General features: G+C 40.2%; 24 protein-coding genes and 1 tRNA gene. 13 read left to right on the top strand and 12 right to left on the bottom strand.

Features of this window, described 5'->3' with window-relative positions; translation table 11 throughout:
- Positions 1 to 4: 4 nt before the first annotated feature.
- Positions 5 to 976: a polyprenyl synthetase family protein gene (locus ACFFGT_RS24260; protein WP_377025103.1), complete on the bottom strand. Its 972-nt coding sequence runs from the start codon at positions 974 to 976 to the stop codon at positions 5 to 7.
- A 260-nt stretch (positions 977 to 1,236) separates the two neighbouring features.
- On the opposite strand from ACFFGT_RS24260, the gene ACFFGT_RS24255 reads away from it, so the two are divergent.
- Positions 1,237 to 1,324, top strand: a tRNA-Ser gene (locus ACFFGT_RS24255).
- Positions 1,325 to 1,710: 386 nt separating this feature from the next.
- On the opposite strand, the gene ACFFGT_RS24250 is transcribed toward ACFFGT_RS24255, so the two are convergent.
- The 3 genes from ACFFGT_RS24250 to ACFFGT_RS24240 form a co-directional block, all read right to left on the bottom strand.
- The gene (locus tag ACFFGT_RS24250; RefSeq protein ID WP_377025102.1) at positions 1,711 to 2,196 is read right to left on the bottom strand and encodes a GNAT family N-acetyltransferase; all 486 of its coding nucleotides are present in this window, start codon (positions 2,194 to 2,196) and stop codon (positions 1,711 to 1,713) included.
- 61 nt (positions 2,197 to 2,257) lie between these two features.
- Positions 2,258 to 2,905, bottom strand: coding sequence for a class I SAM-dependent methyltransferase (locus tag ACFFGT_RS24245; protein WP_377025101.1), 648 nt, complete (start codon positions 2,903 to 2,905; stop codon positions 2,258 to 2,260).
- 35 nt (positions 2,906 to 2,940) lie between these two features.
- Positions 2,941 to 3,264: a cupin domain-containing protein gene (locus ACFFGT_RS24240; protein WP_377025100.1), complete on the bottom strand. Its 324-nt coding sequence runs from the start codon at positions 3,262 to 3,264 to the stop codon at positions 2,941 to 2,943.
- Between the two features lie 188 nt (positions 3,265 to 3,452).
- Between ACFFGT_RS24240 and ACFFGT_RS24235 the strand changes: the two genes are divergently transcribed.
- From ACFFGT_RS24235 to ACFFGT_RS24190, 10 genes are all read left to right on the top strand, one after another.
- Positions 3,453 to 4,370, top strand: coding sequence for an aminotransferase-like domain-containing protein (locus tag ACFFGT_RS24235; protein ID WP_377025099.1), 918 nt, complete (start codon positions 3,453 to 3,455; stop codon positions 4,368 to 4,370).
- Between the two features lie 2 nt (positions 4,371 to 4,372).
- Positions 4,373 to 4,867, top strand: coding sequence for an aminotransferase-like domain-containing protein (locus tag ACFFGT_RS24230; protein WP_377025098.1), 495 nt, complete (start codon positions 4,373 to 4,375; stop codon positions 4,865 to 4,867).
- Positions 4,868 to 5,369: 502 nt separating this feature from the next.
- Positions 5,370 to 5,984 (top strand): hypothetical protein, encoded by a 615-nt coding sequence (locus ACFFGT_RS24225; protein ID WP_377025097.1) that lies wholly within the window; start codon positions 5,370 to 5,372, stop codon positions 5,982 to 5,984.
- On the top strand, positions 5,974 to 6,696 hold the full coding sequence (locus tag ACFFGT_RS24220) for a hypothetical protein (RefSeq protein ID WP_377025096.1): 723 nt from the start codon (positions 5,974 to 5,976) through the stop codon (positions 6,694 to 6,696). The genes ACFFGT_RS24225 and ACFFGT_RS24220 overlap by 11 nt, the downstream gene beginning before the upstream one ends.
- A 600-nt stretch (positions 6,697 to 7,296) precedes the next feature.
- The gene (locus ACFFGT_RS24215; protein WP_377025095.1) at positions 7,297 to 7,716 is read left to right on the top strand and encodes an OsmC family protein; all 420 of its coding nucleotides are present in this window, start codon (positions 7,297 to 7,299) and stop codon (positions 7,714 to 7,716) included.
- Between the two features lie 201 nt (positions 7,717 to 7,917).
- Positions 7,918 to 8,823, top strand: coding sequence for a helix-turn-helix domain-containing protein (locus ACFFGT_RS24210; RefSeq protein ID WP_377025094.1), 906 nt, complete (start codon positions 7,918 to 7,920; stop codon positions 8,821 to 8,823).
- A gap of 180 nt (positions 8,824 to 9,003) precedes the next feature.
- Positions 9,004 to 9,792, top strand: a complete 789-nt coding sequence (locus ACFFGT_RS24205) for an alpha/beta hydrolase (protein WP_377025093.1) — start codon at positions 9,004 to 9,006, stop codon at positions 9,790 to 9,792.
- Between the two features lie 215 nt (positions 9,793 to 10,007).
- On the top strand, positions 10,008 to 10,667 hold the full coding sequence (msrA, locus tag ACFFGT_RS24200) for a peptide-methionine (S)-S-oxide reductase MsrA (protein WP_377025092.1): 660 nt from the start codon (positions 10,008 to 10,010) through the stop codon (positions 10,665 to 10,667).
- A 55-nt stretch (positions 10,668 to 10,722) separates the two neighbouring features.
- Complete coding sequence (locus tag ACFFGT_RS24195; protein WP_377025091.1) at positions 10,723 to 11,685, top strand: alpha/beta fold hydrolase; 963 nt, start codon at positions 10,723 to 10,725, stop codon at positions 11,683 to 11,685.
- A 772-nt stretch (positions 11,686 to 12,457) separates the two neighbouring features.
- Positions 12,458 to 13,252, top strand: coding sequence for a hypothetical protein (locus ACFFGT_RS24190; RefSeq protein WP_377025090.1), 795 nt, complete (start codon positions 12,458 to 12,460; stop codon positions 13,250 to 13,252).
- A 196-nt stretch (positions 13,253 to 13,448) separates the two neighbouring features.
- Here the strand turns inward: ACFFGT_RS24190 and ACFFGT_RS24185 are convergent, their stop codons facing one another.
- Both ACFFGT_RS24185 and ACFFGT_RS24180 read right to left on the bottom strand, forming a co-directional pair.
- Positions 13,449 to 14,375: an EamA family transporter gene (locus ACFFGT_RS24185; protein ID WP_377025089.1), complete on the bottom strand. Its 927-nt coding sequence runs from the start codon at positions 14,373 to 14,375 to the stop codon at positions 13,449 to 13,451.
- Between the two features lies 1 nt (position 14,376).
- Positions 14,377 to 15,018, bottom strand: coding sequence for an FMN-dependent NADH-azoreductase (locus ACFFGT_RS24180; protein ID WP_377025088.1), 642 nt, complete (start codon positions 15,016 to 15,018; stop codon positions 14,377 to 14,379).
- A gap of 76 nt (positions 15,019 to 15,094) precedes the next feature.
- Here ACFFGT_RS24180 and pdxR point away from each other — a divergent pair, with 76 nt between their 5' ends.
- Complete coding sequence (gene pdxR, locus ACFFGT_RS24175) at positions 15,095 to 16,558, top strand: MocR-like pyridoxine biosynthesis transcription factor PdxR (RefSeq protein WP_446686302.1); 1,464 nt, start codon at positions 15,095 to 15,097, stop codon at positions 16,556 to 16,558.
- An 84-nt stretch (positions 16,559 to 16,642) separates the two neighbouring features.
- Positions 16,643 to 17,077: a carboxymuconolactone decarboxylase family protein gene (locus ACFFGT_RS24170; RefSeq protein WP_377025086.1), complete on the top strand. Its 435-nt coding sequence runs from the start codon at positions 16,643 to 16,645 to the stop codon at positions 17,075 to 17,077.
- A 93-nt stretch (positions 17,078 to 17,170) separates the two neighbouring features.
- Here the strand turns inward: ACFFGT_RS24170 and ACFFGT_RS24165 are convergent, their stop codons facing one another.
- From ACFFGT_RS24165 to uxuA, 6 genes are all read right to left on the bottom strand, one after another.
- Complete coding sequence (locus tag ACFFGT_RS24165; protein ID WP_377025085.1) at positions 17,171 to 18,049, bottom strand: SIMPL domain-containing protein; 879 nt, start codon at positions 18,047 to 18,049, stop codon at positions 17,171 to 17,173.
- Positions 18,050 to 18,139: 90 nt separating this feature from the next.
- Positions 18,140 to 18,904: an XAC2610-related protein gene (locus ACFFGT_RS24160; protein ID WP_377025084.1), complete on the bottom strand. Its 765-nt coding sequence runs from the start codon at positions 18,902 to 18,904 to the stop codon at positions 18,140 to 18,142.
- A 79-nt stretch (positions 18,905 to 18,983) separates the two neighbouring features.
- On the bottom strand, positions 18,984 to 20,612 hold the full coding sequence (locus ACFFGT_RS24155; protein ID WP_377025083.1) for a GH35 family beta-galactosidase: 1,629 nt from the start codon (positions 20,610 to 20,612) through the stop codon (positions 18,984 to 18,986).
- A 40-nt stretch (positions 20,613 to 20,652) separates the two neighbouring features.
- Positions 20,653 to 21,489: an alpha/beta hydrolase gene (locus ACFFGT_RS24150; RefSeq protein WP_377025082.1), complete on the bottom strand. Its 837-nt coding sequence runs from the start codon at positions 21,487 to 21,489 to the stop codon at positions 20,653 to 20,655.
- A gap of 11 nt (positions 21,490 to 21,500) precedes the next feature.
- Complete coding sequence (locus ACFFGT_RS24145) at positions 21,501 to 22,613, bottom strand: glycoside hydrolase family 43 protein (RefSeq protein ID WP_377025081.1); 1,113 nt, start codon at positions 22,611 to 22,613, stop codon at positions 21,501 to 21,503.
- Positions 22,614 to 22,898: 285 nt separating this feature from the next.
- On the bottom strand, positions 22,899 to 24,095 hold the full coding sequence (uxuA, locus tag ACFFGT_RS24140; RefSeq protein WP_377025080.1) for a mannonate dehydratase: 1,197 nt from the start codon (positions 24,093 to 24,095) through the stop codon (positions 22,899 to 22,901).
- Between the last annotated feature and the right edge of the window lie 75 nt (positions 24,096 to 24,170).

Here is a 24,170-nt window from a genome sequence, read left to right as displayed (position 1 = left end):
GGAATTATTTGTTCCGCTCGGTAGTGAACCTCACTAATTGCTCCAGGCCGCGGTGCGAATCGCTATCCGGGAAAGTATTCAGGATCTCAAAAGCCTCATCCTGGTACTTTTTCATTTGGGTTTCGGCATATTGCAAACCACCGGTTTCCTGCACAAAACGAATGATCTCGGCAATTTTCTTCGGATCTTCATTATGGTTTTTCACCAGGTTGATCACCCGCTTTTTTTCTGCACTACTGCAATTGGCCAGCGCGTAAATAAGCGGCAGGGTAACTTTTTTCTCTTTGATATCGATACCCAGCGGTTTGCCCACATCATCGGTACCGAAATCAAACATATCATCCTTAATCTGAAACGCAATGCCGATCTTTTCGCCAAAGAGGCGCATTTTTTCAACCACCTCATCGCTGGCCCCTGCCGATGCTGCCCCGCAGGCACAGCATGATGCTATAAGCGAAGCTGTTTTCTGCCTGATCACATCGTAATAAACAGGTTCGCCAATATCCATGCGGCGCACTTTTTCAATCTGCATCAGTTCGCCCTCACTCATTTGCTTAACGGCGTCAGATACGATGCGCAGCAACTGGAAATCGTTATTATCGATAGAAAGCAGCAAGCCTTTTGAAAGCAGGTAATCGCCCACCAAAACGGCTATCTTGTTTTTCCACAAAGCGTTGATAGAGAAAAAACCCCGACGCTGATAAGAGTTATCAACCACATCATCATGTACAAGCGATGCCGTATGCAACAGCTCAACCAGTGCCGCCCCGCGGTGCGTAGCTTCATTGATGCCCCCGCAAATGCTGGCCGAAAAGAACACGAACATAGGGCGGATCTGCTTGCCTTTACGCTTTACAATATAATGCGTGATACGGTCAAGCAGCGGAACAGAACTTTTCATCGAAGTTCTGAATTTCTCCTCAAACGCATCAATATCGGCAGCAATAGGTTTTTTAATGTCGTTGATGCTCAGCATTGCAACCAAAACAGTATTTTATGTTAACCACCGCCATGTGACAGTGCGGAGCAAACATAAGCTAAAATTATGTATCTGCATTATAGCCCAATATTTTTTACTTAAATTAAACCAAAGGGTACAATAACCGTCATACTTATGTGAGTGCAATTTTTATAAGTAGAGTTAAGTTTTTGTGAAAGCGGAGCCTGTTGAAACAGGCTTCGCTTTTTTATTGATAGTAAGGGCAAATATTTTACCTTTGCACTCCACATTTACACGGAGAGGTGTCTGAGTGGTCGAAAGAGCACGCCTGGAAAGTGTGTATACTCCAAAAGGGTATCGAGGGTTCGAATCCCTCCCTCTCCGCGGAAAAAAACCGAACCTAAAGTTCGGTTTTTTTATGCTTTTTATATTTATTTAAATAATTGATTTTCAAATATTTAAATAAATACATTAGGGTTCGGGGGTTCGAATCCATCATATCTCAATAGAGGACAAAAGGACACTGTAAAAACCCATTAATAGCCTTTAAATTAGGCATTTGCACTGTTTAATTATAAATAGAACTCTCAAATCTTTCAAAACCACTCAAAATTTTTGTGGCAGAATCGTGGCACTTTTTGAGTTGAAAAAAAGTGCCACAAAACAAAAACTATTGATGAATGGAGATAATCATTTGACTGCTATAAGAAAATATCATAAAGCGACTTAGGCATTAGGCTGGTGTTCATGCCAACCTGATAGGTAGGAACTCATTCTTCCTTAAGTTTTTTCTCCATATAGGCTGTTCCCTCTACCGGACTTTTGAAGTAAGGCTGTATTTCGTAAAAACCCAGGGAATAGTACAGTTCCTTTGCTTTAAGCAACGTAGGTATTACATCTAATCTGATTTTTTCATACCCAAGAATTCGGGCTTTTTCTGATGCCTTTTGAACTAAGGTTACCCCAATCTTATAGCCTCTATATGAATCCTTAACATAAAGTCTTTTCAATTCGGCAATTTCCGACCCTGATTTCCTTAAACCGACGCAGCCTACAGCCTTGTCTTCTTCATTCAGCGCAAGGATAAATGCTCCTTCAGGTTCAACATATTTTTGTTCCATAGTTGAAAATTCTGAAGGCAAATTCATATAAGCAAGATCAATGTGTAAGGTTTCAAGATACTCCACAATAAGATCCTTGCTTATTTTAAAATCATCCCTACTCTCTGCTATTCGATATGTAATCAATTTTTCCATTTTCTGCAAACATGCATCCTGTTGAATGTTTGTATGTCAACTTTCGAGATTGTTTAGCAGTTTAGCTGCCTGGCATATTTATACCCCTGCCAAATTCATAGGTAAGAAAGGATTTACCATTTGGCAATATATTTTCTTCCGAACCAATCAATTCAAACCCAAACATTGATGCCGAGATTTGTAAATTATCTTTGTCCACGATTTTAAAAATCTCCTTAACAGATTTAATTGATTCAACTCCTGTTTGACTAACAGATTGGTTTCCATTGTTAGATTGTATTGTTATGATCAACCTCGTGAATTCATCGGTGTTATTAGCAATGAATTCAAGCCCTCTTTGAATATCAATATATTCGAAGATTAAAGCAGCCCAAACAAAGTCCGCTTTTAGAAAGGATTCCTTTGCACCCGAAATATCTGCATTTGCCAGCACCAGCTGCTTGATTCTTTCTCCAAACCTTTTTTTAGTTTCATCGAGATAGGATTGGTTCACGTCTATACCATAAACAATTTTCGTCTTGTTTACATCAATATGCTCCAATCCGTTCCCACCACTTATACCCAAAAACAATGGACTTTCAGGATTATGTTTTAGTAGATATTTTTTGGTTAGATCATTCAATAACTGTGCTTGGGCTACATTTTCATGTTGCATATGCTGTTCATAATCTTCTAATGGAATTCTGTTCCAGGCATTTGCTTTATTCATAATTATAGATTTTCTAATTTTGTCAACATGTTGTACTATACGTAATCCTGTCTGATTGGGCTGAATACATCAACAACTTCGCCTGCTTCTATGATTTCAATAGAATGCTCTACATCGGCAAGAATGGAATAAGTATCACCTTCTGACAACAAATATTCTTCTCCGCCAAATTTCAATTTGTATTTGCCCGAAATAACATATCCACTTTGTTCGTTCGGATGTTTATGGAACGGAACAAAATCGGTTGCTTTATACAGCATTTTTGCCACCATTGTATCCTTACCAGTAGAAAGCACTACGAAATCAACTCCTAAAAATTGCCTTGAAACTGCGTTTTCTTTTTTAACTACGTTTTTCATATTCATTATTATCTAAGTACAAAATTAGTTATCAAAGCAGAATGGATACAGGTACAGAGAATACAATATTTTAGGATACAGATTTTATAAGTAACCCTGCCTGATTGGGCTGAATACATCAGCAATGTCGCCTATCTGATACAGATTTGTTTTCTGTAAATTTGCAGGACACAGAAAGTTATTTTAAAATGGCAAAGGAAGTCTTATATCTGAAAATTGCAAAAATAATGGAAGAACAGATTTTATCCAAAACTTTAAGAATCGGAGATAAGCTACCATCAATCCGTTCAATACAGAAGATTTACAATGTAAGTTTGAATACTGCAAAGCAGGCTTTCTTGAAATTAGAAAGTAAATCCCTGATAGAATCACGTCCCCGAACAGGTTATTACGTTAGTAACACTTCCCAAAGAAAGCTTGCCCTTCCATCCATCAGTAAACCCAGATTATCAGAAAAGGAAAACACTCCCGAGGATTTGACCCATAAAGTATTTGATGCATTGCGTAATAAAGACATCAGGCAGTTTTCTTTAGGTGTTCCCGATGGAAGCCTGTTACCAATTGCCAAACTAAATAAGGGTATTATAAAAGCAATGCAACACCTCGATGGAAGCGGTACAGCATTCGAGCCTGCGCAGGGCAGCATCAACCTTAGAAGAAATATTGCCAAGTGGTCTTTGGAATTAGAAGGCAAATTAACAGAAGATGATATTGTAACCACCTTGGGTACCATGAATGCTATTTATTACTGCCTAAATGCTGCAACAAAGCCTGGAGATACCATAGCAACCGAAAGCCCCGTGTATTTTGGGATATTACAGTTGGCAAAATCTATGAGGCTAAATGTAATTGAACTGCCAACACATCCAGTTACAGGAGTAGATATAGATGCTTTAAAAAAGAATATACACAAAATAAATGCTGTTTGCCTCATCACTAACTTTAGCAATCCTTTGGGAAGCCTGATGCCGGATGAAAGTAAAAAGCTATTGATAGAAATGCTGACTTTCTATAACATCCCATTGATTGAAGATGATTTGTTTGGTAACCTGTTTTTAGTGAAACCAGCCCCAAACCCTGCAAGGTATTTGACGAAGCCGGAATAGTAATGTGGTGTGGTGGAGTCTCTAAAACATTAGCACCAGGCTACAGAGTTGGCTGGATTGCTCCCGGAAAATTCAAGGATAAAATTGTTTGGCAAAAATTGGTGCAAACGGTATCTATGCCTCCCATGTTTCAGGAGGTTATAGCCGACTTTATGGAACATGGCAGATACGACCACCATTTAAGGGGATTGCGACACATATTACATACGAATTGCCTAAAATATCAACGTGCTATCGAGGATTATTTCCCGGAAAACACAAAGATATCGCAACCACAAGGTGGTTTTTTCCTATGGCTGGAATTGGATGAAAGGATTGATACAACTGAATTATATGATATTGCTATTAAACAAAAAATAAGCTTTGCTCCAGGAAGATTGTTTACCCAGCACAACCAGTTCAATAATTGTATGCGATTAAATTTCGCATTGCAATGGGATGATAAATTGGAGGCTGATTTAAAGCGATTAGGCCGAATTGTTAAGCAAGTTTTGTAAATCTGTACCCATAAAAATCTCACAACAGTATCTCTTCTCTACTTAACCTTTGTAAGAAAGTTTGAACTATTACAAGTAAGCAAATGAGTATAATTCAATGCTAATTTTAGAATGGGTAATAATAAAGTTTTATTATTATTGTATAATTAATCATTCGGATTATTGTGTTCTTTAACATCAAGAAGCTTCGTGCAGGAGCTTTTTTTAAGATATTGTGACTGAAGAATGTCGTCTTTATGTGTCGTGGCAAAATCGTGGCACTACTTAAAAAATGCCTCGAAAACCGCGTTTCCACGGCTTAAACGAACATCGTTCGATTCCCTCCCTCTCCGCCGAATGCCCTGACGAAAGTCGGGGCATTTTCTTTTTTAAGCGCAGACGCTCAAAAACGCTGTGCGGACAAGTGAAAGATGCGTTGTCCGCGCAACGGGCCTCCTCCTCTCAAAACGGATTAATTAAATGCAAAACAAAATATTAATTTAGTGGCCGTTGTAGAATAATTATGGAATATTACGAACAAAATCTTCAGAACTGGATCAGTATTCAACAATCTATATTTCCTTTAGGTATACCGGCGCACTGCGAGTGGGTCGATTTAAATGAGATGATACGAGTTTTAAATAAAATCGGGTCGATCAACAACATCAATCATATGTTCTACCCCACTGGTGGCGGTTTGGATTTAGAATCTGCGAAGCTATCCGAAGAAAAAGGATGTATAGAATTATATACCGGCACTGCGGATATTTTAAAGCCCGCGGTGCTATCTTTTGAAGGTTTTAAGGATCCAATTTGGAATTATTTCAGAATTGATACAGCTGAATTAAAATCAAGTGGCGTATATGGTGAATCAAGTGATTATTCAAATGAAGAGCTTACTGAGATTAGCCCATTAAAATATGTTTCCCGTAGCTATTGGGATGAGAGTGAATATGAAGGAAAGAACCTTCCCAAATCAGCCAGACTTGTTACCCGGCACTTAAAAGGTTCATTTGTGATATTTTCTAAAGGATCCTTTTACAACCGAAAGTCCAGCACCTATGATGCCAGGCATAATAAGATGACAGCAAAAGAATTCAGGAATTATATCGAGAAGGTAAGCAATCATGGCTGGTAAGATCGGAAGAAATATACCCTCCTATATTTATAGGTCATTATTAGCAAGGTCAGGTAATAAGTGCGCATTTCCGGGTTGCACACACGCGGTCGTAAATGCGGATAACAAATTCCAGGTACAATTATGTCATATTGAATCCGTAGCTCATGAGGAACAGCGTTATAATCCCAATCTCACAGAGGACCAGGTTAATTCCTATGATAATCTAATGTACATGTGCCTGAAACATCACATCGAGACGAATGATGAAACCATATTCACAGTTGCAAAGATGAGGGCAATGAAATATGATCACGAGGCAAATTATGTGGAGAATCCATATAATATTAATATGTCACACTTGGTCAGGTTACAACATGATTCTGAACAGTACTGGTCGAAAATAGAGGAGATCGCAAACGACCCGAAGTCAACAATAGCCAAGGTTAAAGTAAATACTTCTGCTGATTATGAGGAACTAAGTAACGACATTGGTGATACTGTCGAGCATTTACAAGAATTATTAAACCTTGTAGGTGAGGAATGTAAAAAACAAAATTGGAAGCTTTTCAATGTAGATCTCCCGGAAAATATCAGTAAGATCAGCGTTCTGACAAAATACATGCAGATCAAATATTTGGAAGCTTATGTTTTGGCCACGCCGCAGGACATGGCGGCCAAATCCAAACTTGATAAGATGAGGGAAACGTTATTAAAGTTGGATAGAAATTGATTTAGAAACTCCACAAAGATTTTGCTATTAGCAATCTCCCCTTCAAACTTCCTATATTCCGTCAGAAGACCTAATGTTCATACAAGTCAACAAGCCTTATAAAGTGAAATAATCAACCTTTCTGGAATTTTTTAAAAATAGCATAAATGAATATTGCTCTATGTCATTTAATTTTAAGATTTCTTTAATAACATCCAAAATTCCTTCTAAGGTTCTAATACATTCCCTTTCACCCCCGCAAGACGAAATTTCATCAGAATTATTATAAGGCTGCCGAAATTGAGCAGCCTTAATTATTTTAATTCCAACAGGTTATGTTCAAACTCCGGATATATCCAAGGTGTTCTGATCTTTTGGTTCGTGGTTTGAGCTAAGGTGGGCATACATCGTCAAAAAATCGCTTTTTTCTATCGTAGAGCAAGTTTTTCGTCTTACAAAGCCGGATTAGATTCTATGCCGGCCCCGGTTACACCATAGCTGAAAAGTAATCTACATTACATAAATATTGCCTTCTGTTAAATGTGATGTAGGTCACACAGCTACCTGAATTTTCCTGCCGTACTTTGTTGTATAATTTTTAACCAAATAAAAACAAACAACATGAAACGTACAGCAAATGCTCATTGGAATGGTAACCTTAAAGATGGTAATGGAGAAATATCTTCGCAAAGCACCACTCTTAATCAAACACCCTATTCGTTTAAAACACGATTCGATTCTGGAATCGGGACCAATCCCGAAGAATTGATAGCCGCGGCACATGCAGGCTGTTTTACCATGTCAGTAAGTGCAGCACTTCAGCGTTTAGGTTTTATAGCCAACGACCTGTACACCGAAGCCATTCTCGATGTAAGTATGACTGATCTTAAGATCACCAGCATTCATTTGGATTTGAAAGCATCATTGATCGCCGGTGTATCTGCCGGGGCTTTTCAGGAAATTGCAGAAGAATCTAAAGCCAATTGTATTGTATCCAAAGCGTTGAATGTGCCTATTACTTTAAATGTTTCCTATCAATAATGGTGGGTGTTAATACCTCCCGGTCATTTTTATTGCGGGCGATAGTATCACGCATGAATAGGAGTTGTTTGGGAGGGATAGTATACGCACAAGAAATAATTTACCAGTCGGTTGCAATTGCTGCTGACTGGTAAAAAATGACGGGGCAGAAATGAGATAGCGTGTTAAATTAAAACGCTATAAAAACATTAATTCTTAAATATGAAAACAGAACCGGCCATGACACTTAGAAATGCTGCTGATGGAGAACTGGGGTTCGGGATAATGCATTTTGAAGATGATAAACATTTTAACGAGGTGCAACGAGTACCCTATTTTTCTGTTATCCTGATAGCGGAAGGAGAAGGTCAATTAAAAGCAGACTTCACCGCTTATCAAATTTCTAAAGGGGCAATATTGTTCTTTTCCCCATTTCAGCCGTTTATTATCGATGGCACAACGTTAAAGGGAGTGCTGATTAATTTTCATCCCGATTTCTTCTGCATTTTCAGGCACCGAAATGAGGTTGCGTGCGATGGTATACTTTTTAACAATCCTAATGATCCTCCTTTTTTTAATATACCTGAAAATGAAAGTTCTTCGATTTACAGCATCATAGAGCATATAACAGCTGAAATATCATTTGGTGGTCTTGCTCAACATGACCTTCTGATCGCATATCTTAAAATATTATTGATCAGATCTATTAGAATAAAGTTTCTAAAATACACAACATCCCTTCCGCTTGATCAGCATCCAACCGAAGCCGTCCTTTTGCGTCAACTTAACAGAATGATAGAGTTACATTTCAAGACCATACATAGTGTAGGTGAATATGCAGACCTATTGAATATTCCAATAAAAACACTTGGCAGAATTGTTAAAAATCACTTCCAAAGAACCCTGACCGAAATAATAGCTGAAAGGATCATTATGGAAGCCAAAAGAGAGCTTAACTTCACTTCTAAGACTTTAAAAGAAATTGCTTATGACCTGGGTTTTAACGATGAATATCATTTCAGCCGATACTTCAAAAATAAGATAAAGATTTCTCCCCAATCATTCAGGAATTCGTTAAGGAATAGGCATGATGGCTCACCGGCATCAGGCGCGGTACAAAATGCCTGAATAGCAACTAATCCCTCATTTTTTTTCTACTAATTTTTATCGGCGGCATGTAACAACTGTATCCTTTTATTAGGGCGCTATCCCAGGAAAATCATCCATCATTTTGGGAAGTTTAGCCATTATAGCGGCCCTTTTTTAAGAATACTTTCGTTTATTATTAATTTATAGTGAAATAAAAAAATGAAAATCGTATCTATTAAAAACAGCTCGTTAAATAAGTATTTAATCGCAGCATTCATCATTTTCAGCAGTTTGTTTATACGCGTTAATCCGGTAATGGCGCAAACTCATCCAATAAAAAACATTGTGATTGTACATGGCGCATTTGGGGATGGCTCCGGATGGAAAGGTGTTTACACTATTCTTAAAAACAAAGGGTATCATGTTACCATTGTTCAAAATCCACTGACCTCATTAGATGATGATGTTGAAGCAACCAAACGGATACTTGATCAACAGGATGGACCGGTAGTACTGGTTGGTCATTCATGGGCGGGTGTAGTAATTACCCAGGCAGGGGTAGATCCTAAAGTTGCTTCATTAGTTTATGTAGCTGCTTTTGAGCCAGACAAAGGTGAAACCGCAAATCAATGGTCAGTTACTCAACCAAAAGCACCTTCAATGCGTGTTACAGCAGATCCAAAAGGAGTCGTTTTCTTTGACAGGGAAACCTTTCATGCGGGGTATTGCGCCGATCTTCCTAAAGCTTTAGCAGATTTTATGAACGCTTCACAGCAACCTATCGTTGGAGCATGTTTTGGTACCCCTGTAACTGAAGCAGCCTGGAAAGATAAACCAAGCTATGGGATAGTGGCTACAGAAGATAATGCTATCAATCCTAACATAGAGCGCAATATGTACAAACGTGCGCATACCAAAATCACGGAGATCAAAGGCAGCCATGCGGTTTTTATTTCCAAGCCTGAGGCAGTGGCCGAGGTGATCATTAAAGCGGCTCAAAAAAGGTAAGAAAATTAATGCCCCTAATCAAAAGCCCGATCCCCCTTTCAACGGGTTTCGGGCATCGATTGTATCAGGCAATTAATGATAAAGCTACAATAGCGGTATTGACTGTTCACAATATTTATCTGGTTTTATCCTCCCTGCCAAATCACTACCTACTTCAGGATAATCTCAAATAAACAACAGCAAACATTTATTTGGTTTTTAACTAACAGGATTTTATGAAACGATTTTTTTTAACTGTTTTCGGAGCTTTATTATTTGCTGCTGCTGCCAATGGGCAATCAGTTGGTGGTGGTCATGATTTTGCCCCATTGCCAAAACCCAAAGCAGGTGAAGCCGTGGCTACTTTTGGGGGTGGCTGTTTTTGGAGTATGAGCGAGGCTATGGTTGAGCTAAAGGGTGTAAATAAGGTAATATCGGGTTATGCGGGCGGAACAACTAAGAATCCAACGTATGACCAGGTGGCTACGCTTACTACCGGGCACGCTGAGTGTTCACAAATTTATTATGATCCAAAAGTAATCAGTTTTAATACTTTGGCCAATGCATTCTTTTTTGCTCATGACCCCACCGAGCTTAACCGTCAGGGGCCTGATGTAGGTACCGATTATCGTTCGATTGCTTTTTACCGAACCCCGGAAGAGAAAAATATTTTATTGGGTTTAATAAAAAAGATTAATCAATCAAAGCACTATCCGGCAGCAATAGTCACTCAGGTTGTTCCATTTACTGCATTTTATCCTGCTGAAAATTATCATCAGGGCTATTACAGGCTCAATGGCGATAAGCGTTACATCGTGCAGGTTTCAAAGCCCAAAGTGATGAAATTTAGAAAAGTAATGAACTCGGAATTAAAACCGGAATTTAAAAAACAATAAAATGCCTGCCGTAAAATGGCGGTCGCTCAATAGAGCTCATTTAAAATCACTAATAATGAAAACAACAAATAGAATACTTAAAATTGTGGTAATACTTATTGCATTTACCTTCAACTCTTACACTTCATTTTCAAGAAATGTTACTGGTCACGCTGCGGTAAATAAAGCTGCGGAGCCGGCATTGCCACCCAATGGCTTTTCCAACCAATATGCAATTGTAAACGGTGTAAAATTACATTACGTGATCGGCGGACATGGAACACCACTTATGCTGGTACACGGATTTCCTCAAAATTGGTATATGTGGAATAGGTTACTTCCGGAACTGTCTAAACATTTCACTGTAATTGCTCCGGATTTACGGGGTGTTGGAGAGTCTGGTAAACCAAAAGGCTGTTATGATAAAAAAACTATGGCTGTCGACCTGCATGAACTTGCAAAAAAGCTTGGCTATAAGAAAATTGATATAGCCGGACATGATATAGGTATGATGGTTGCTTATGCATACGCGGCCCAATTTCCAAATGAAGTAAATAAACTCGCTTTACTGGATGCGCTGATACCCGGTTTGGAGCCTGTTTGGAGCCAGGTTAAAGCTCAGGCCTGGTGGTTCGGATTTTTTACTCAGCCACATTCAGCAGAAGTTGCAGAGGGAAGAATGAATTTAATTTTGGAGGATTTTTTTCCGGCAGTAAGTTTTGTAAAGAACTCATTTACGCCTCAGGAAAAAGCTGAATTTACCCGGGCGTATTCGGTAAAAGGCGCAGCGACAGCTTCGTTTCTTTGGTTTGTATTTGAGCAAGACATTAAAGACAATCAGGAATTTCGTAAAAATAAGTTGGCGATGCCTGTATTGGCAATGGGATCAGACCATTTTGCGCCCTTTTTGGGGGCACATGTCCGTTTGGTTGCTTCCAATGTAAAAGACTGTATAATTAAAGGTTCAGGGCATTGGATTCTTCAGGAACAAACTGCGCAGGTGCAAAAAAACCTGTTGGATTTTTTCATGGGAAAGTAGTCAAAAGATAATTATAATTGCTGAGGCGCAGACTCCGTTTATGCTTTAGCTTAAGCCTCAAATCTTTCGACTTGAGGCTTTTTACTTGCTTTAGTAGCCTCCGGAGGAATCTAACCCTTATTAAATGGTTTAAAAGCTTAATTGTACTATTAAGTAGCTCGAATTCTGTGCAGTCAGGAGGGCAAAATATTACCCATCATTTCTCCTTATAAATTTCTCCAATAATCCTTAAAATTTCCTGTAGGTGTTCTAATGGAGTCCCTTAATCCCCCGCCAGAAGAGCAAAAAATGCCCAGTCTTTCGGCTGGCATTTTTTTCATTAGCTCCTTCTAAGCTTCCTAAGAAATGTATCCCAGGATTCTAATTTAATTGGCAGAGAAAGGCTCGATTCAAGATCAAATCGTTCCTACTCTCTTTCAAATCATCTATTGTTCACCCTCTAATAATTATGTTATGAATATTAACATCTTTATTTTTATCAACGCGATTTGTTGTATCCGGGCCAATAAAAGAGTTATATAGAAACTCTCCTGAAATAGCCCGTTCTTTTACAGAATGGATATTTTTTCTAAATTCATCCATATTTCTATGGATATATCCAAATCTATCTCTTATCTGTCCGATTCATATTCTTTTTCATGAATGCTTTATCAATGATATGGTTCGAGTTCTATTGGGATCCAATGATGGAATCTCTGACAAAACATTTACTACAGGACAATCGCCTTATTAAATATTAAAACTTATCTTCAACCAAAATATAAACAATCATATGTTAAAAAAAATACTCCTTTCAGCAATTTTAATAACCGGCACGTACGTTGTATGGGCCCAGAAAGTAGATTATAAATCAGGAACCATTACCGTAGATGGCAAAGATGTGGCCAAAGTAATACGAATAAAAGACAAAGGTAATTTCGGGCTGACCGCCTCTTATGAGCTGGATAACCTGGCCGGTACCAAGCTTGTAATAGCCACTATCGCTACCGATTTTGTGCCGTCACGCAATGATGGTGATGGTTTTTATTACCGCTTTACTTTTCTGCCAACAGGTCAGGTAGCCATATTTGGCTTAAGTAAATTGGGACCGGAAAAGAATTTTGCCAAACTGCTGGGCGAAGGTGGTGTAGTTGTAAACGACCAGCTTGATGTCGCTAAAGTCAATGAACTGATCGCGCTAAAAAGTAAAAATCCAAGAGCACAGATAGAGTATAAATTGGTAAACCGTAATTACTCGATGCCTGTAATGATCAAGGAAAACCAGATAGCACAGGGTCTTGACCAGATTGGCGTATTCAAAGATGTAACGCCTAATGGTGCAGATCAGGATGCCTACGAGTTTAGCCTGCCAAGTGGACTGCTAATAGCTAAAACCACTTTTAAAGGCGGTAAAGACGGTGTTAAGAACTGCATCATAACCACCAATAAAGATGGGCTCACCCGTATGGTCGATATTTCTGAAGGTGGCACTTATGGGGAATCAATTGTACGTTCCGAAGGTGTTGACCGCCACCAGGAAACTATTAAGAAGATTGCCAAATGGTTGGTAAAGAATGAATATTTATAAAAAGAGATAGTAATAACTATCATTGATTGGCGTGCCTGTTTAGCTTTTATTAGATATCTGCCACCAAAGCTCTTGATTTTTAAGCCGGCAAAACAATCAAAAAAGTAAAGGCTGATTACGCTCATTAACTCCGTTAAGGAGATGTTCGGTCACAAGCACCTCCTTAAAAGACCGATAATTATCGGTCTTTTTGCTTTTATTCAATCTGCTTTGGGCCATTCTTAAAGTTAATGAAGCCCCTCCACCTCCCCACATTCATCAACACCACCGCAAACAAAATAAGCACAACCCCCACCCATTGCAACAACCCTACAGATTCCTTCAGCAGTGCGCTTGCCATAATTATCGAAACCGGTATTTCTATGGATGCAATAATGGCCCCCAGCCCCATACCTGTCAGGGGCATACCTCTTGTAAAAAGCAAAGGCGGGATTATTGTTCCGAACAAGGAAAGCAGGAGGCCCCAGCGCAAAAATATTCCGTATGAAAATTTCACATTCAGTGATGAATGAAAAACAAGAACAATAATAAGCAAGCCCCCCATGATCATATATAAACTTCTTTTTAGCGGGGGAAAATCAAGCTCAATATTGTTTGATGAATACATACTTGCGGTGTATGAAAGGGCTGCCATCATTCCCCAGCCAAACCCCGTCCAGTTTATATTGCCCGATTGCTTAAGCATATCCGTAGCCAGTACTGTTCCGCCCAGGATGATAAAGACAGATATAATCTTACGCAGGCCCGGTAGCTTTTTATGTAGCACCATCTCCAGGATCACGCTGATCCACACCGTCTGCATTAACAATACAATGCCAACACTTACCGGGATATACTGAACTGCCTGGTAAAAGAAAATACTGGTTAAGCCCAAAGAAATACCCGCAATTATCAGCCTCAATATACCTTTAATCCCAGATGGTTTTATTGCCGGTGCCGGCTCCCGTTTACGGAACAGGGTTAAAATAAATAACCCGATAAAGCCCAAACCGAATTGCGAAATTGTTACTTCTGCCAAACTGAAGCCTTCATGATAGGCCATTTTTACAAAAGTTGCCAGCATGCCATAACTGCAGGCCCCCAGCGCTATAAAAACGCTTCCTTTCAATACGCTGTTTTTCATGTTACACCAGTTCCCGGTCTATCAGGTCTTTCAGTTCCTGGTGCGATGTTGCTACAGTTGCTTTCAATTGCTCAGGCGCGTAGGATACCCCATTTACGGTAACCACATGAATATTGCTCACCCCTATAATATTAAATACCGTTTTTAAATAGGTGCTCTGGAAGTTAAGATGTTCGTTATGATCTCCCTTTTCATATCCCTGTGCCCCCCGCGAAAGCAAAAGGAATACTGTTTTATTTTTAAGCAGCCCTATATACGGATTGTTCATATCATCCTTATTAAACTCAAATGTTTTATTAACCCTTACAACCTGATCAATATAGGCTTTGAGCGCACTGGGGATAGACCAGTTGTACATTGGCGAAGCAAGTACAATAACATCGGCTTCCAGTAATTCTGAAATATAAACGTCACTTATTTTTAAAGCTTCCGTTTCTGCTTCCGATCTTGCTGCTTCAGGTTTAAAAGCGGCAGCTATCCAGTTTTCATTAACATGTGGCACGTCCTCGCCTCCTAATTCACGATACCTGATCACCGGGTTGGCCTGGATACTTTTCCAGTGATCAACAAATACTTCGGCAAGTTTTCTGCTGTGAGATCTAACTCCCCTTGCGCTTGAATTAATAACCAATACTTTTTTCATTCTATTAATTTTATTCAAAAGTACCGCGACACTGGATTATATTTGTATACCAGTTTACATAAAAACTACAGCCCAGATGTTGCCTTACAAATCATTGATCCAGGTTGATCGGAACGCCTCCGTATCCTTACATATCCAGGTGTGCAATATGTTTATATCATTAATCACCAATGGTACGCTACAGCCTGCTGATATATTGCCCGGCTCCCGGGTACTTGCACAATTGATCGGCATTAACAGGAATACGGTAAAACTGGCTTATGAAGAATTGGTTAGCCAGGGCTGGGCCGAGTCAATTGAGCGTAAAGGTGTTTTTGTGCTTGCTAAATTACCTGTACTTACCAGGCCTGTTGTTCCTGAAATGGGTAAAAGCAAGAGCCAACAGGAAGCCTTCACCTGGACCAATAAATTTGAAAATGCATGGATCACCAAAGAGCCCGAAAAAATGATGCTCGCTATTGATGGAGGTTTTCCGGATGTCCGCCTCGCTCCGATAGACCTGCTGATGCGGGAATACCGGAGCCTTTCCAGGAGGTTACACGGCAAAACCTTTCTCAAATACGGAAGTTCCAAAGGATCAGAAAACCTGCGTGCCGCTATTTGCAGCTATCTTTCCCATACCAGGGGATTAACTGTTCCTGTCGAAAATATTATCATTACAAAGGGCAGCCAGATGGGGATCTATTTAGCGGCCCAGCTACTGCTCAATCCCGCGGATAACATAGCCGTAGGGCTTTCAAATTATGTTTTGGCAGATGATACTTTCAGATATGCCGGTGCTAACTTGGTACGGATCCCCGTTGATGGCAATGGAATGGACGTTGACCAGCTCGAAGCAGTTTTACAGCATACCAACATCAAAGCCGTATACATCATCCCGCATCATCACTACCCCACAACGGTAACCATGAGCACGGAGAGGAGGTTAAAACTGCTAAAACTTGCAAAGGAACATCGTTTTGCCATTATAGAAGATGATTACGACTTTGATTTTCATTACAATAACAAGCCCTATCTGCCACTGGCCAGTATCGACCATAATCAAAACGTAATTTATATAGGCTCCGTTACCAAAACATTTGCCCCTGCACTACGCATTGGTTTTATGACAGGGCCAACAGCATTTGTTGATGCCGCTGCTGCGTTAAGGGAACTGATAGATAAACAGGGTGATACCGTACTGGAAGAGGCTTTTGCCGTACTGTTTAACACTGGTGAAATGGACAGGTATTTTCGGAAGTCGTTAAAAATTTACAGGCAGCGCAGAAACCTGCTTTGCCAGATCTTGCAATCGAATTTTAGTGAGCATGTAACATTCAACATCCCTGAAGGTGGACTTGCCGTGTGGACAAATTTTGATGAACGCATTAATTTAATCAAAATGACCGAAGATGCCGCGAAAAAGCGGCTTCAAATTGATGACGGCAGCTTTTATAAAAACGAATCTTTTGCTGTCAACGGAATCAGACTGGGCTTTGCCTCACTTGATGAAAGTGAGATGGTTGAGGCGCTCAGCATCCTTAAAAAGGTATTGCATTAGTATCCCTGGGCTACCCTTTATTTGAAAGCTGGTATAATTAACACCAGTACCATAGCCCTAATTTTGTGTCAAATAATTAAGAAAATGGAAACACGAATTAAAATTGACAAGGTATCTCCTGCCGGATACAAAGCTATTCTTGGCCTGGAAGCATTTATTGAAAGTACATCCCTCACAAAAAAACATAAAGACCTGATCAAGATCAGGGCCTCACAAATAAACGGATGCGCTTTTTGCATTGATATGCACACAAAAGATGCCCGCAAAGCAGGCGAAACTGAGCAGCGCATTTACGCTCTTAACGCATGGCGCGATACACCGTTTTTTTCGGAAGAAGAACGGGCGATACTGACGCTGACCGAAGAAGTTACCTTGATCAGCAATCATGTAAAGGATGAGACCTATCAACAGGCTGCTAAAGTACTGGAAGAGACCTACCTGGCACAGGTGATCTTAGCAATTATCACCATCAATGCATGGAACAGGATCGGTATTACAACCAATCTGATACCGGCATAATGTTGATATAGTAAATTGATTAAAAAAGAGATTGCCTCAAAAAGGTGGTCTCTTTTTATTGAGTTGAGTATTATTTATGCTCGTCAACGGATATTACCTTTTAACTTTTTCTATCTGAAATTTTATTTGCAGGCCCATCACAAATTCAACAGCAGGCTCAATAACCGAGGGGTTAATTATTTTATCAAAACCAGAATAATTGATCTTATCGTAATAATATGTTGTACTGTTTTTCAGGTCTTTTTTTATAAGCCGGTCGTATTCTGAATAGATTTTACTACTGTTTTGAGCGGTATAGCTTTTGTAAAGTTGATTTGGATAGTAACTATAAAAATCTTCGCCATAAATTTGTGAGCCGTATAATAACCGGGCGTTAGTCGCGGCAATGTATAAACCTTTTTTTTCATTTATTACATCTGTTGCCAGCTTAAATAATTGATTTTGAACTTTATTCACGTCGTCTACGATATAATCTACTTTTACAAGATCATAGATCTGATACTCCGACGCAGTTATTAATAAATTATCAAGGTCTTTAATATCTTTGATCCTGATAATAACATTTTTTCCTATTTCAAACCCTTTCAGGTATTGATCTGCTGCATTGCCTTTAACATGATAGTCGAAAAGTTTATTTTGCGTGGTCATATCCACATAGATATCTTTTTGTGCAATATTTAGTTTTGACAAAGCATTTGTAAAACCATCTATCCGTTTATTAATCCTTTTATTGCTTTCCTGTATGGTTGCAGCCGAATCCGTTACCCCCAAATTTACTACATAACTATCAGCAGTTACATTCATTAATACATTGGCTTCAATAATAAAAGTTGAATCGGTGAGATAGTTTTTTTGTATTGATGAACGCATCCTGGTGGGCAAATTATCCCCGAAAACCATGTTACCGCTATGTTGCGCCATAAGGACGGTAGTACAGATGAGAAGCAAAATGCTTAATAAAAACTTTTTCATGTGACTTGATTTAGATTTCCGGATTAGCGCTGGTATACTAATTGTGCATCTTGGACAAAATGCCTTTGCAATAGTTTAAATGCGCAATCATCATTTTGTTATTTCAGCTATAACATCCCAAGGATCGTAGATTTCTTTTCGAGTGACTATTCGTGCTTTATGAGCTACCAGCTTTTTACCTGCATATTTCTTATATGTAATTCTATACGTGTGCTTTTTCTCATTTAAAAAAATACTATTAACTCGTTTTTCATAAAGCTGGATACCATGATCAATAAATTTGATCTCCTGATACTCAAACTGGCCATCGCCCGCTCCCTTTGTGTAGCATTGAACCGTTCTGCTTTTTTCGTCAAGCTCAACATTTATTCCCATTACAGATTGCCACCGTACAAATTTTTTATTATCGCGATTAAAAAGGTAAATTTCTTCCACATTACCTAATGAACCGCTGCAAAGTTTACATTCTTCCCTTATATCTTTATATCCATCAAAATTCACATCGTCGAAATCTATATGGCTATATTTTACTTTGTTGATATCAGACAGATTGATTGTCGGATTTAAATCTTCTTGTTCAATAGGGAAATCTAAAACTACCACATTCCGTTTTAAATCAACAAGTTTCTTATCCAGTACCAATACCATTTCTTTTGGATTCGCTGAATTAATATCTTCTTTAACTGTATATTGATACTGAAGACGCAGACCATTAAGATCAAATGGCAGGCTCTGTACTTTAAATGTTTTTCCCTGAGATTGAGCAACAGACGTTGAGAGTCCGGCATTCAAAGCATTATTAAGAGACTGAAAATGAGAGCTTAAAATAATACAAACAATTGCGATGAGGTTCATATCTTCTAAAAATACTAATAAATAGTATTAAAAGATAACACTATGATGATAAGCTCAGCAAGCACGATCTTAACTCAGATTATTTATAATTATAAAGCTTAATCCGCTGTATCCCATATTCACCCACAGGGATCCGCAAATGTCTCCCCTGGTGGTCTTCATCGCCGTTTAAACGGCGTCCGGCCTGCCATTTTCCATTAACAAATACTCCTTCGTCTACCTGTAAAATACCTGCGCGTGCTCCATCTTTAACAGGTTTAAAGCTAATCACCAAACCTGTTCCACCTACATAAAACTCATCTTTAGTCAGGGCGATGATAATACAACCGGTTAGCGGCCAGTTTGCATCCTTAGCTTTTGGCGACCAGCCCAATGTTAAATCGTGCGAAACTGTCAGGATATAATCCCCCATTTGCAAGCGTACCGTATCTGCATCCTTACTTAACAATACGCCCTCCATAGTTCCCTTACGTTTTGCCTTACTGATCTCCCCTGATAACTGCTGAATAATATTATACGATTGGGCAAGTGGTTCACCAGCCGTTTGGTTAGCTGTCTCGATAGAAAAAGGTGAAAAGCCGAGGGCTTTGTAATGACCGATGGCATAAAAAGCTTTAGCATCTACGCCATCCTCAAAACGGTGCTCCGGAATAAACAGTGCATTATCAGGCCGGGTGTAACGATCATTCCAGTACTTAAAGTTAGGGTTATAAAAATCGGGCGACAGCAGATCAATATCCGGCGCGGCGGCTTTCCAGATGTCAATTAAATGTGGCAACGGCCCCGCGGAAGGATATTGCCCCGGCTTTTTCCCCGGAGCGTTAAGGGCCGCATTCACATACATCGGGAGTGGGTAAACAGCCTTACCTGCTTTAGCCACAGCGTTGGCATATCCGGCAAAATACCAGGCCATAAACAACTCGTCGGCAGCCAAACTTTTACCAAAAACAGCTTCCCAGTTACCTGAAGTTTTATTCCCTCCCTCCTGCCATATTTTTTGCATCTCAGGTACAAGCCTGTCTTTGTGCAAATTTAAATAAGAAATCAGCCTTGCAGGGACTGGTTGATTGAAAGCCTCATCTGCCAGTGTCGAATGATCGCGGGCATCCGGCAACATACCAATCTCGTTTTCAACCTGTACCATTACCACGGTGTGCAGTTTGCTATCTGTTTCCTTAACATGTCGCATTAAAGAGCTGAATGCTTTAATGTCGGCCAATAAAGCATCCTTGGAGAACGGCGTAATGATCTCTTCAGGCCCACCCGCATTATTCGCCACGCGCGGAAAACGTTTCTGATTAGTTTTAACCCAGCCCGGAGCATAACAGCTCATGCTGTTTTTCCAGGTGCCAAACCAAAGCAACACCAGTTTCATGTGATATTGCCGGGCACTTTTTACCAGGTCATCAATTAGTGTAAAATTAAACCTGCCCTCCTGTGGTTCAAGTAACTCCCAATAAACCGGCGCTATCACCGTGTTCAGATGCATTTTTTGCAATTTGGGCCAAATCGGGTTCATGTATGCCCTGCTTGAGGCACTTGAATTTCCGAGTTCGCCACCTGTCATTAAATACGGTGCTCCATCTACCAACAGTTCGGCATTGCTGCCGTAATATTGTATATGAGGTATTGCTTGTAATGCACTTTGTGCCTTAAGCTTAAAAGTCATCAAACAGCAAAAAACAAATATCAATATGCACGGCTTCATTTTATTTTGATTACGCTGATATAAGAAGAAACCTCATCCGTTACTTATGCGCATATGCCCATGCCAAAGCTTTAAGCATAGTAACCGGCTTGCCCGATAAATGGGTAACATCGTCAATAATGATATGCTTAAAAACAAAGTTTTCATAATGCCGGTTGTCCAATAACGCTGCCAGTTGTTTGTTAGGTTCAACCTGGCCCGGTGTTTCCAATCCGCCCACTTCCATAAAAACATTTACAGGCAGGTTTTTATGTTTGGCAGCATATTGCTTTTCAGTTTCAAATACCGCTCCGTTACCATAGCCTAATGCCGGGCTGCCTATCAGGATATTTTTAAACAGTGTTGGCTTTTCAAACAAGGTGTAAGTTGCAAACAAGCCACCCATCGAATATCCATACAGCGTACGGTTTGCGGGATCGGCTTTTAAACCTGCATCTATTGATGGGATCAATTCCTTTTCAATAAAATCAAGGAATACCGGCGCACCACCGCTTTCGGCCGTATTTGGGACTGCAACCGGTGTAAAATCCCGGTTGCGTTTGTTACCGGGTGTACCAATGAGGCCACCATCGCCAATAGCCACCAATATGGGTTCGGGGATATGATATTCGGCCATTAAGAGTCCTAAATATTCAAGCGATGGTGAAAAGTCGTTATCGCCATCAACCACGTATAATACCGGGAACTTCCGTTTGGCAGTATCATAACCAGCCGGGTAATGAATATAAATATCATAATCATTACCCGCCAGTTTAGAATGCATTTGCCGGTGCTCGGAGTTGGGGATAGTAACCGGCTTAGTCTGCTGGGCAAAACCACGCACACCCGGCAAATTAAGCAACAGCACTACAAGGGTTAAAACTTTAAGGATTTTCATATCGGTGAGATTTACAAAAACGGATCGATCAGTTTTATAGAACCATCGGCATTATGCTGCAATTCGGTCACCTTCACATTGCGCAGGTGCGTTTTGCCCGATAGCTGGGTATCATGGTAAAATATGTACCATTTGCCTTTTATCTCAATGATGGAGTGGTGGGTTGTCCAGCCCTGTACAGGTTTCATAAACACGCCTTTATAAGTGAATGGCCCCAGCGGGCTGTTGCCTATCGCATAGCAAAGCAAATGGGTATCACCTGTTGAATAGGTGAAGTAATATTTACCGTTGTACTTATGCATCCATGAACCCTCAAAAAAGCGACGATCATGATCTTTCGTCAATAGGGGTTTGCCCAGGCTGTCCAAAATAACAGCATCTTTTACCGCACCATCAAAAGTTTTCATATCCGGTTTTAACAGGGCTACCTTACAGCTTATAGCCGGGGCATCTTCCTGTTTTGAGTCTGTTTTTGAACCATCAGCCTCATATTTTCCGGTGATCCAACGCTGAAGCTGACCGCCCCAGATCCCGCCGAAATACATATAGGTTTTGCCATCGGTATCTGTAAATACTGCAGGGTCGATACTATAGCTTCCTGCAATTGGCTCAGGACCGGCTTTGAACGGGCCTGCCGGACTGGCAGAAGTTGCTACGCCGATATGGAACACATCTTTTTTATCCTTTACCGGGAAGTACAGGTAATAAGTGCCATTTTTATAAGCCGCATCGGGCGCCCAAAGCTGCCGGCCTGCCCATGGAATGTCTTTAATATCGAGCGCCACGCCGTTATCCGTAACCTTACCGCCAATGCTATCCATCGACAGGATGTGATAATCTTTCATGGCAAAATGGTCGCCGTTATCATTTTCGGGGATGCCTGCATTGATATCATGCGAGGGATAGATATAAATTTTCCCGTTAAATACATGGGCCGACGGATCAGCCGTGTAAATGGAACTGATGAGCGGTTGGGAAAGGAATTTTACTTTTTTGCCGGTATCAGTTTTTGTGCCGTCGGCTGCATCAGCTGTTTTTTTAGTTGATGTGTTGCATGCACTCAAAATGCAGAACGGTACAAAAAGCGTGAGGACTAATTTTGCTGTGGTAAATGGCTTGCTCATTGGCGTTTGGTTTATGTTGATGATTAATTGGTCATATTTTATTGCCCCATGCCCTGCTTATAGTAAAAGTCCATGTTTTATAATAACTGAGCGGGTACTGAAGGCTTTTGATACGCAGTCCCAATAGGCATTTTGAAAACGGCTGAAAGCACTATTAAGCCATTGCAATCGATTGCAATATATAAACTTTTGTTATATTTAACAAAAGGAGGTAATCATTCAATTATTATTTGAGGCCAGGAAAGAGCAACCGCAATCAGAATTTATTTACCGGCTCTTCTACAGTCACTTATCAAACAGGGCCCGCTTAATACCCATCTCCAATCCGCGCAACTCGGCCAGGCCTTTAAGCCTGCCGGTTACAGAATAACCGGGATAGGTATCATAATTAAAATCGTCAAGTAGTTTATGTCCATGATCGGGCCTCATGGGGATAGCAATATCGCTCCTGCCTGCATTTTTGCGGGCTGACTGTTCATTGATAATTGCTTTCATTACCTCATACATATCAACACTGCCGGTTAAATGATCGGCTTCGTAAAAGCTGCCATCCTGTTGCCTTGCGACATTGCGCAGGTGCAAAAAATGGATCTTATTGCCCAGCTTTGTTATCATTTGAGGGATATCATTTTTACCCGATGCCCCTAATGACCCCGTACAAAGCGTTATGCCATTGGCTATGGAAGGGTAGCTATTAATAAGATCCTCAAGATCCTGCAAGGTTGATGCAGCACGGGGCAGCCCCAGGATCGGAAACGGAGGATCATCCGGGTGGATACACATTTTTATGCCTAATTTTTCGGCATAGGGAATTATCGCACTCAAAAAATAAAAGAGGTTTTGCTTTAAAGTATCCTTGTCTATTGCGTTGTATTTATGAAGATGTTCCTTGAATTCGGCAATGGTAAAAACCTCGTCCGTGCCAGGCAGGCCGGCCAATATGGTGTTGGTTAACAGCTTTTTGCCATCCTCATTCAGTCCGTCATAATACTGTTTGGCTGCAGTTTGCTGTTCTGCGGTGAATTCGGTAAAGGCATTTTCCCGCTCTAAAATATAAAGATCAAAAGCTGCCAAAGCCGGTGCACTATACAATAATGCCGAAGCGCCGTTAGCCAGGCGATAATCGAGGTGCGTACGGGTCCAATCCAGCACGGGCATAAAATTATAGCACACGGTAAAGATCCCCTCCTGTGCCAAGTTTTGCAGGGTTTGGATATAGTTATCAATATAACGGTCGCGCTCGCCGCTGCCTGTTTTAATACTTTCATGAATATTTACACTCTCCACAACCGCCCAGTTAAAGCCGGCATTTTCAATCATTGCCTTCCGCTGCCTGATCTCCTGCAGGCTCCAGATATCACCACAGGAAATGTGATGAAGCGCGGTAACTATCCCATTTGCCCCCGTTTGTTTTATCGCACTTAAAGTTACCGGATCACCCGGCCCAAACCACCTGAAAGTTTGTTCTAAATCTGCTACCATATACTATTTATATCAAACAAAATAAATTTATGCAATCGATTACACAAAACTAATTTAATATGTAATAATTTTCTA

Origin of the sequence: Mucilaginibacter angelicae (genome assembly GCF_042434235.1) — a bacterium.
In the GTDB taxonomy this organism is placed as follows: domain Bacteria; phylum Bacteroidota; class Bacteroidia; order Sphingobacteriales; family Sphingobacteriaceae; genus Mucilaginibacter; species Mucilaginibacter angelicae.
Note: the sequence above shows the minus strand (reverse complement) of the source record. Positions and strands in the feature narration are given on the sequence as shown.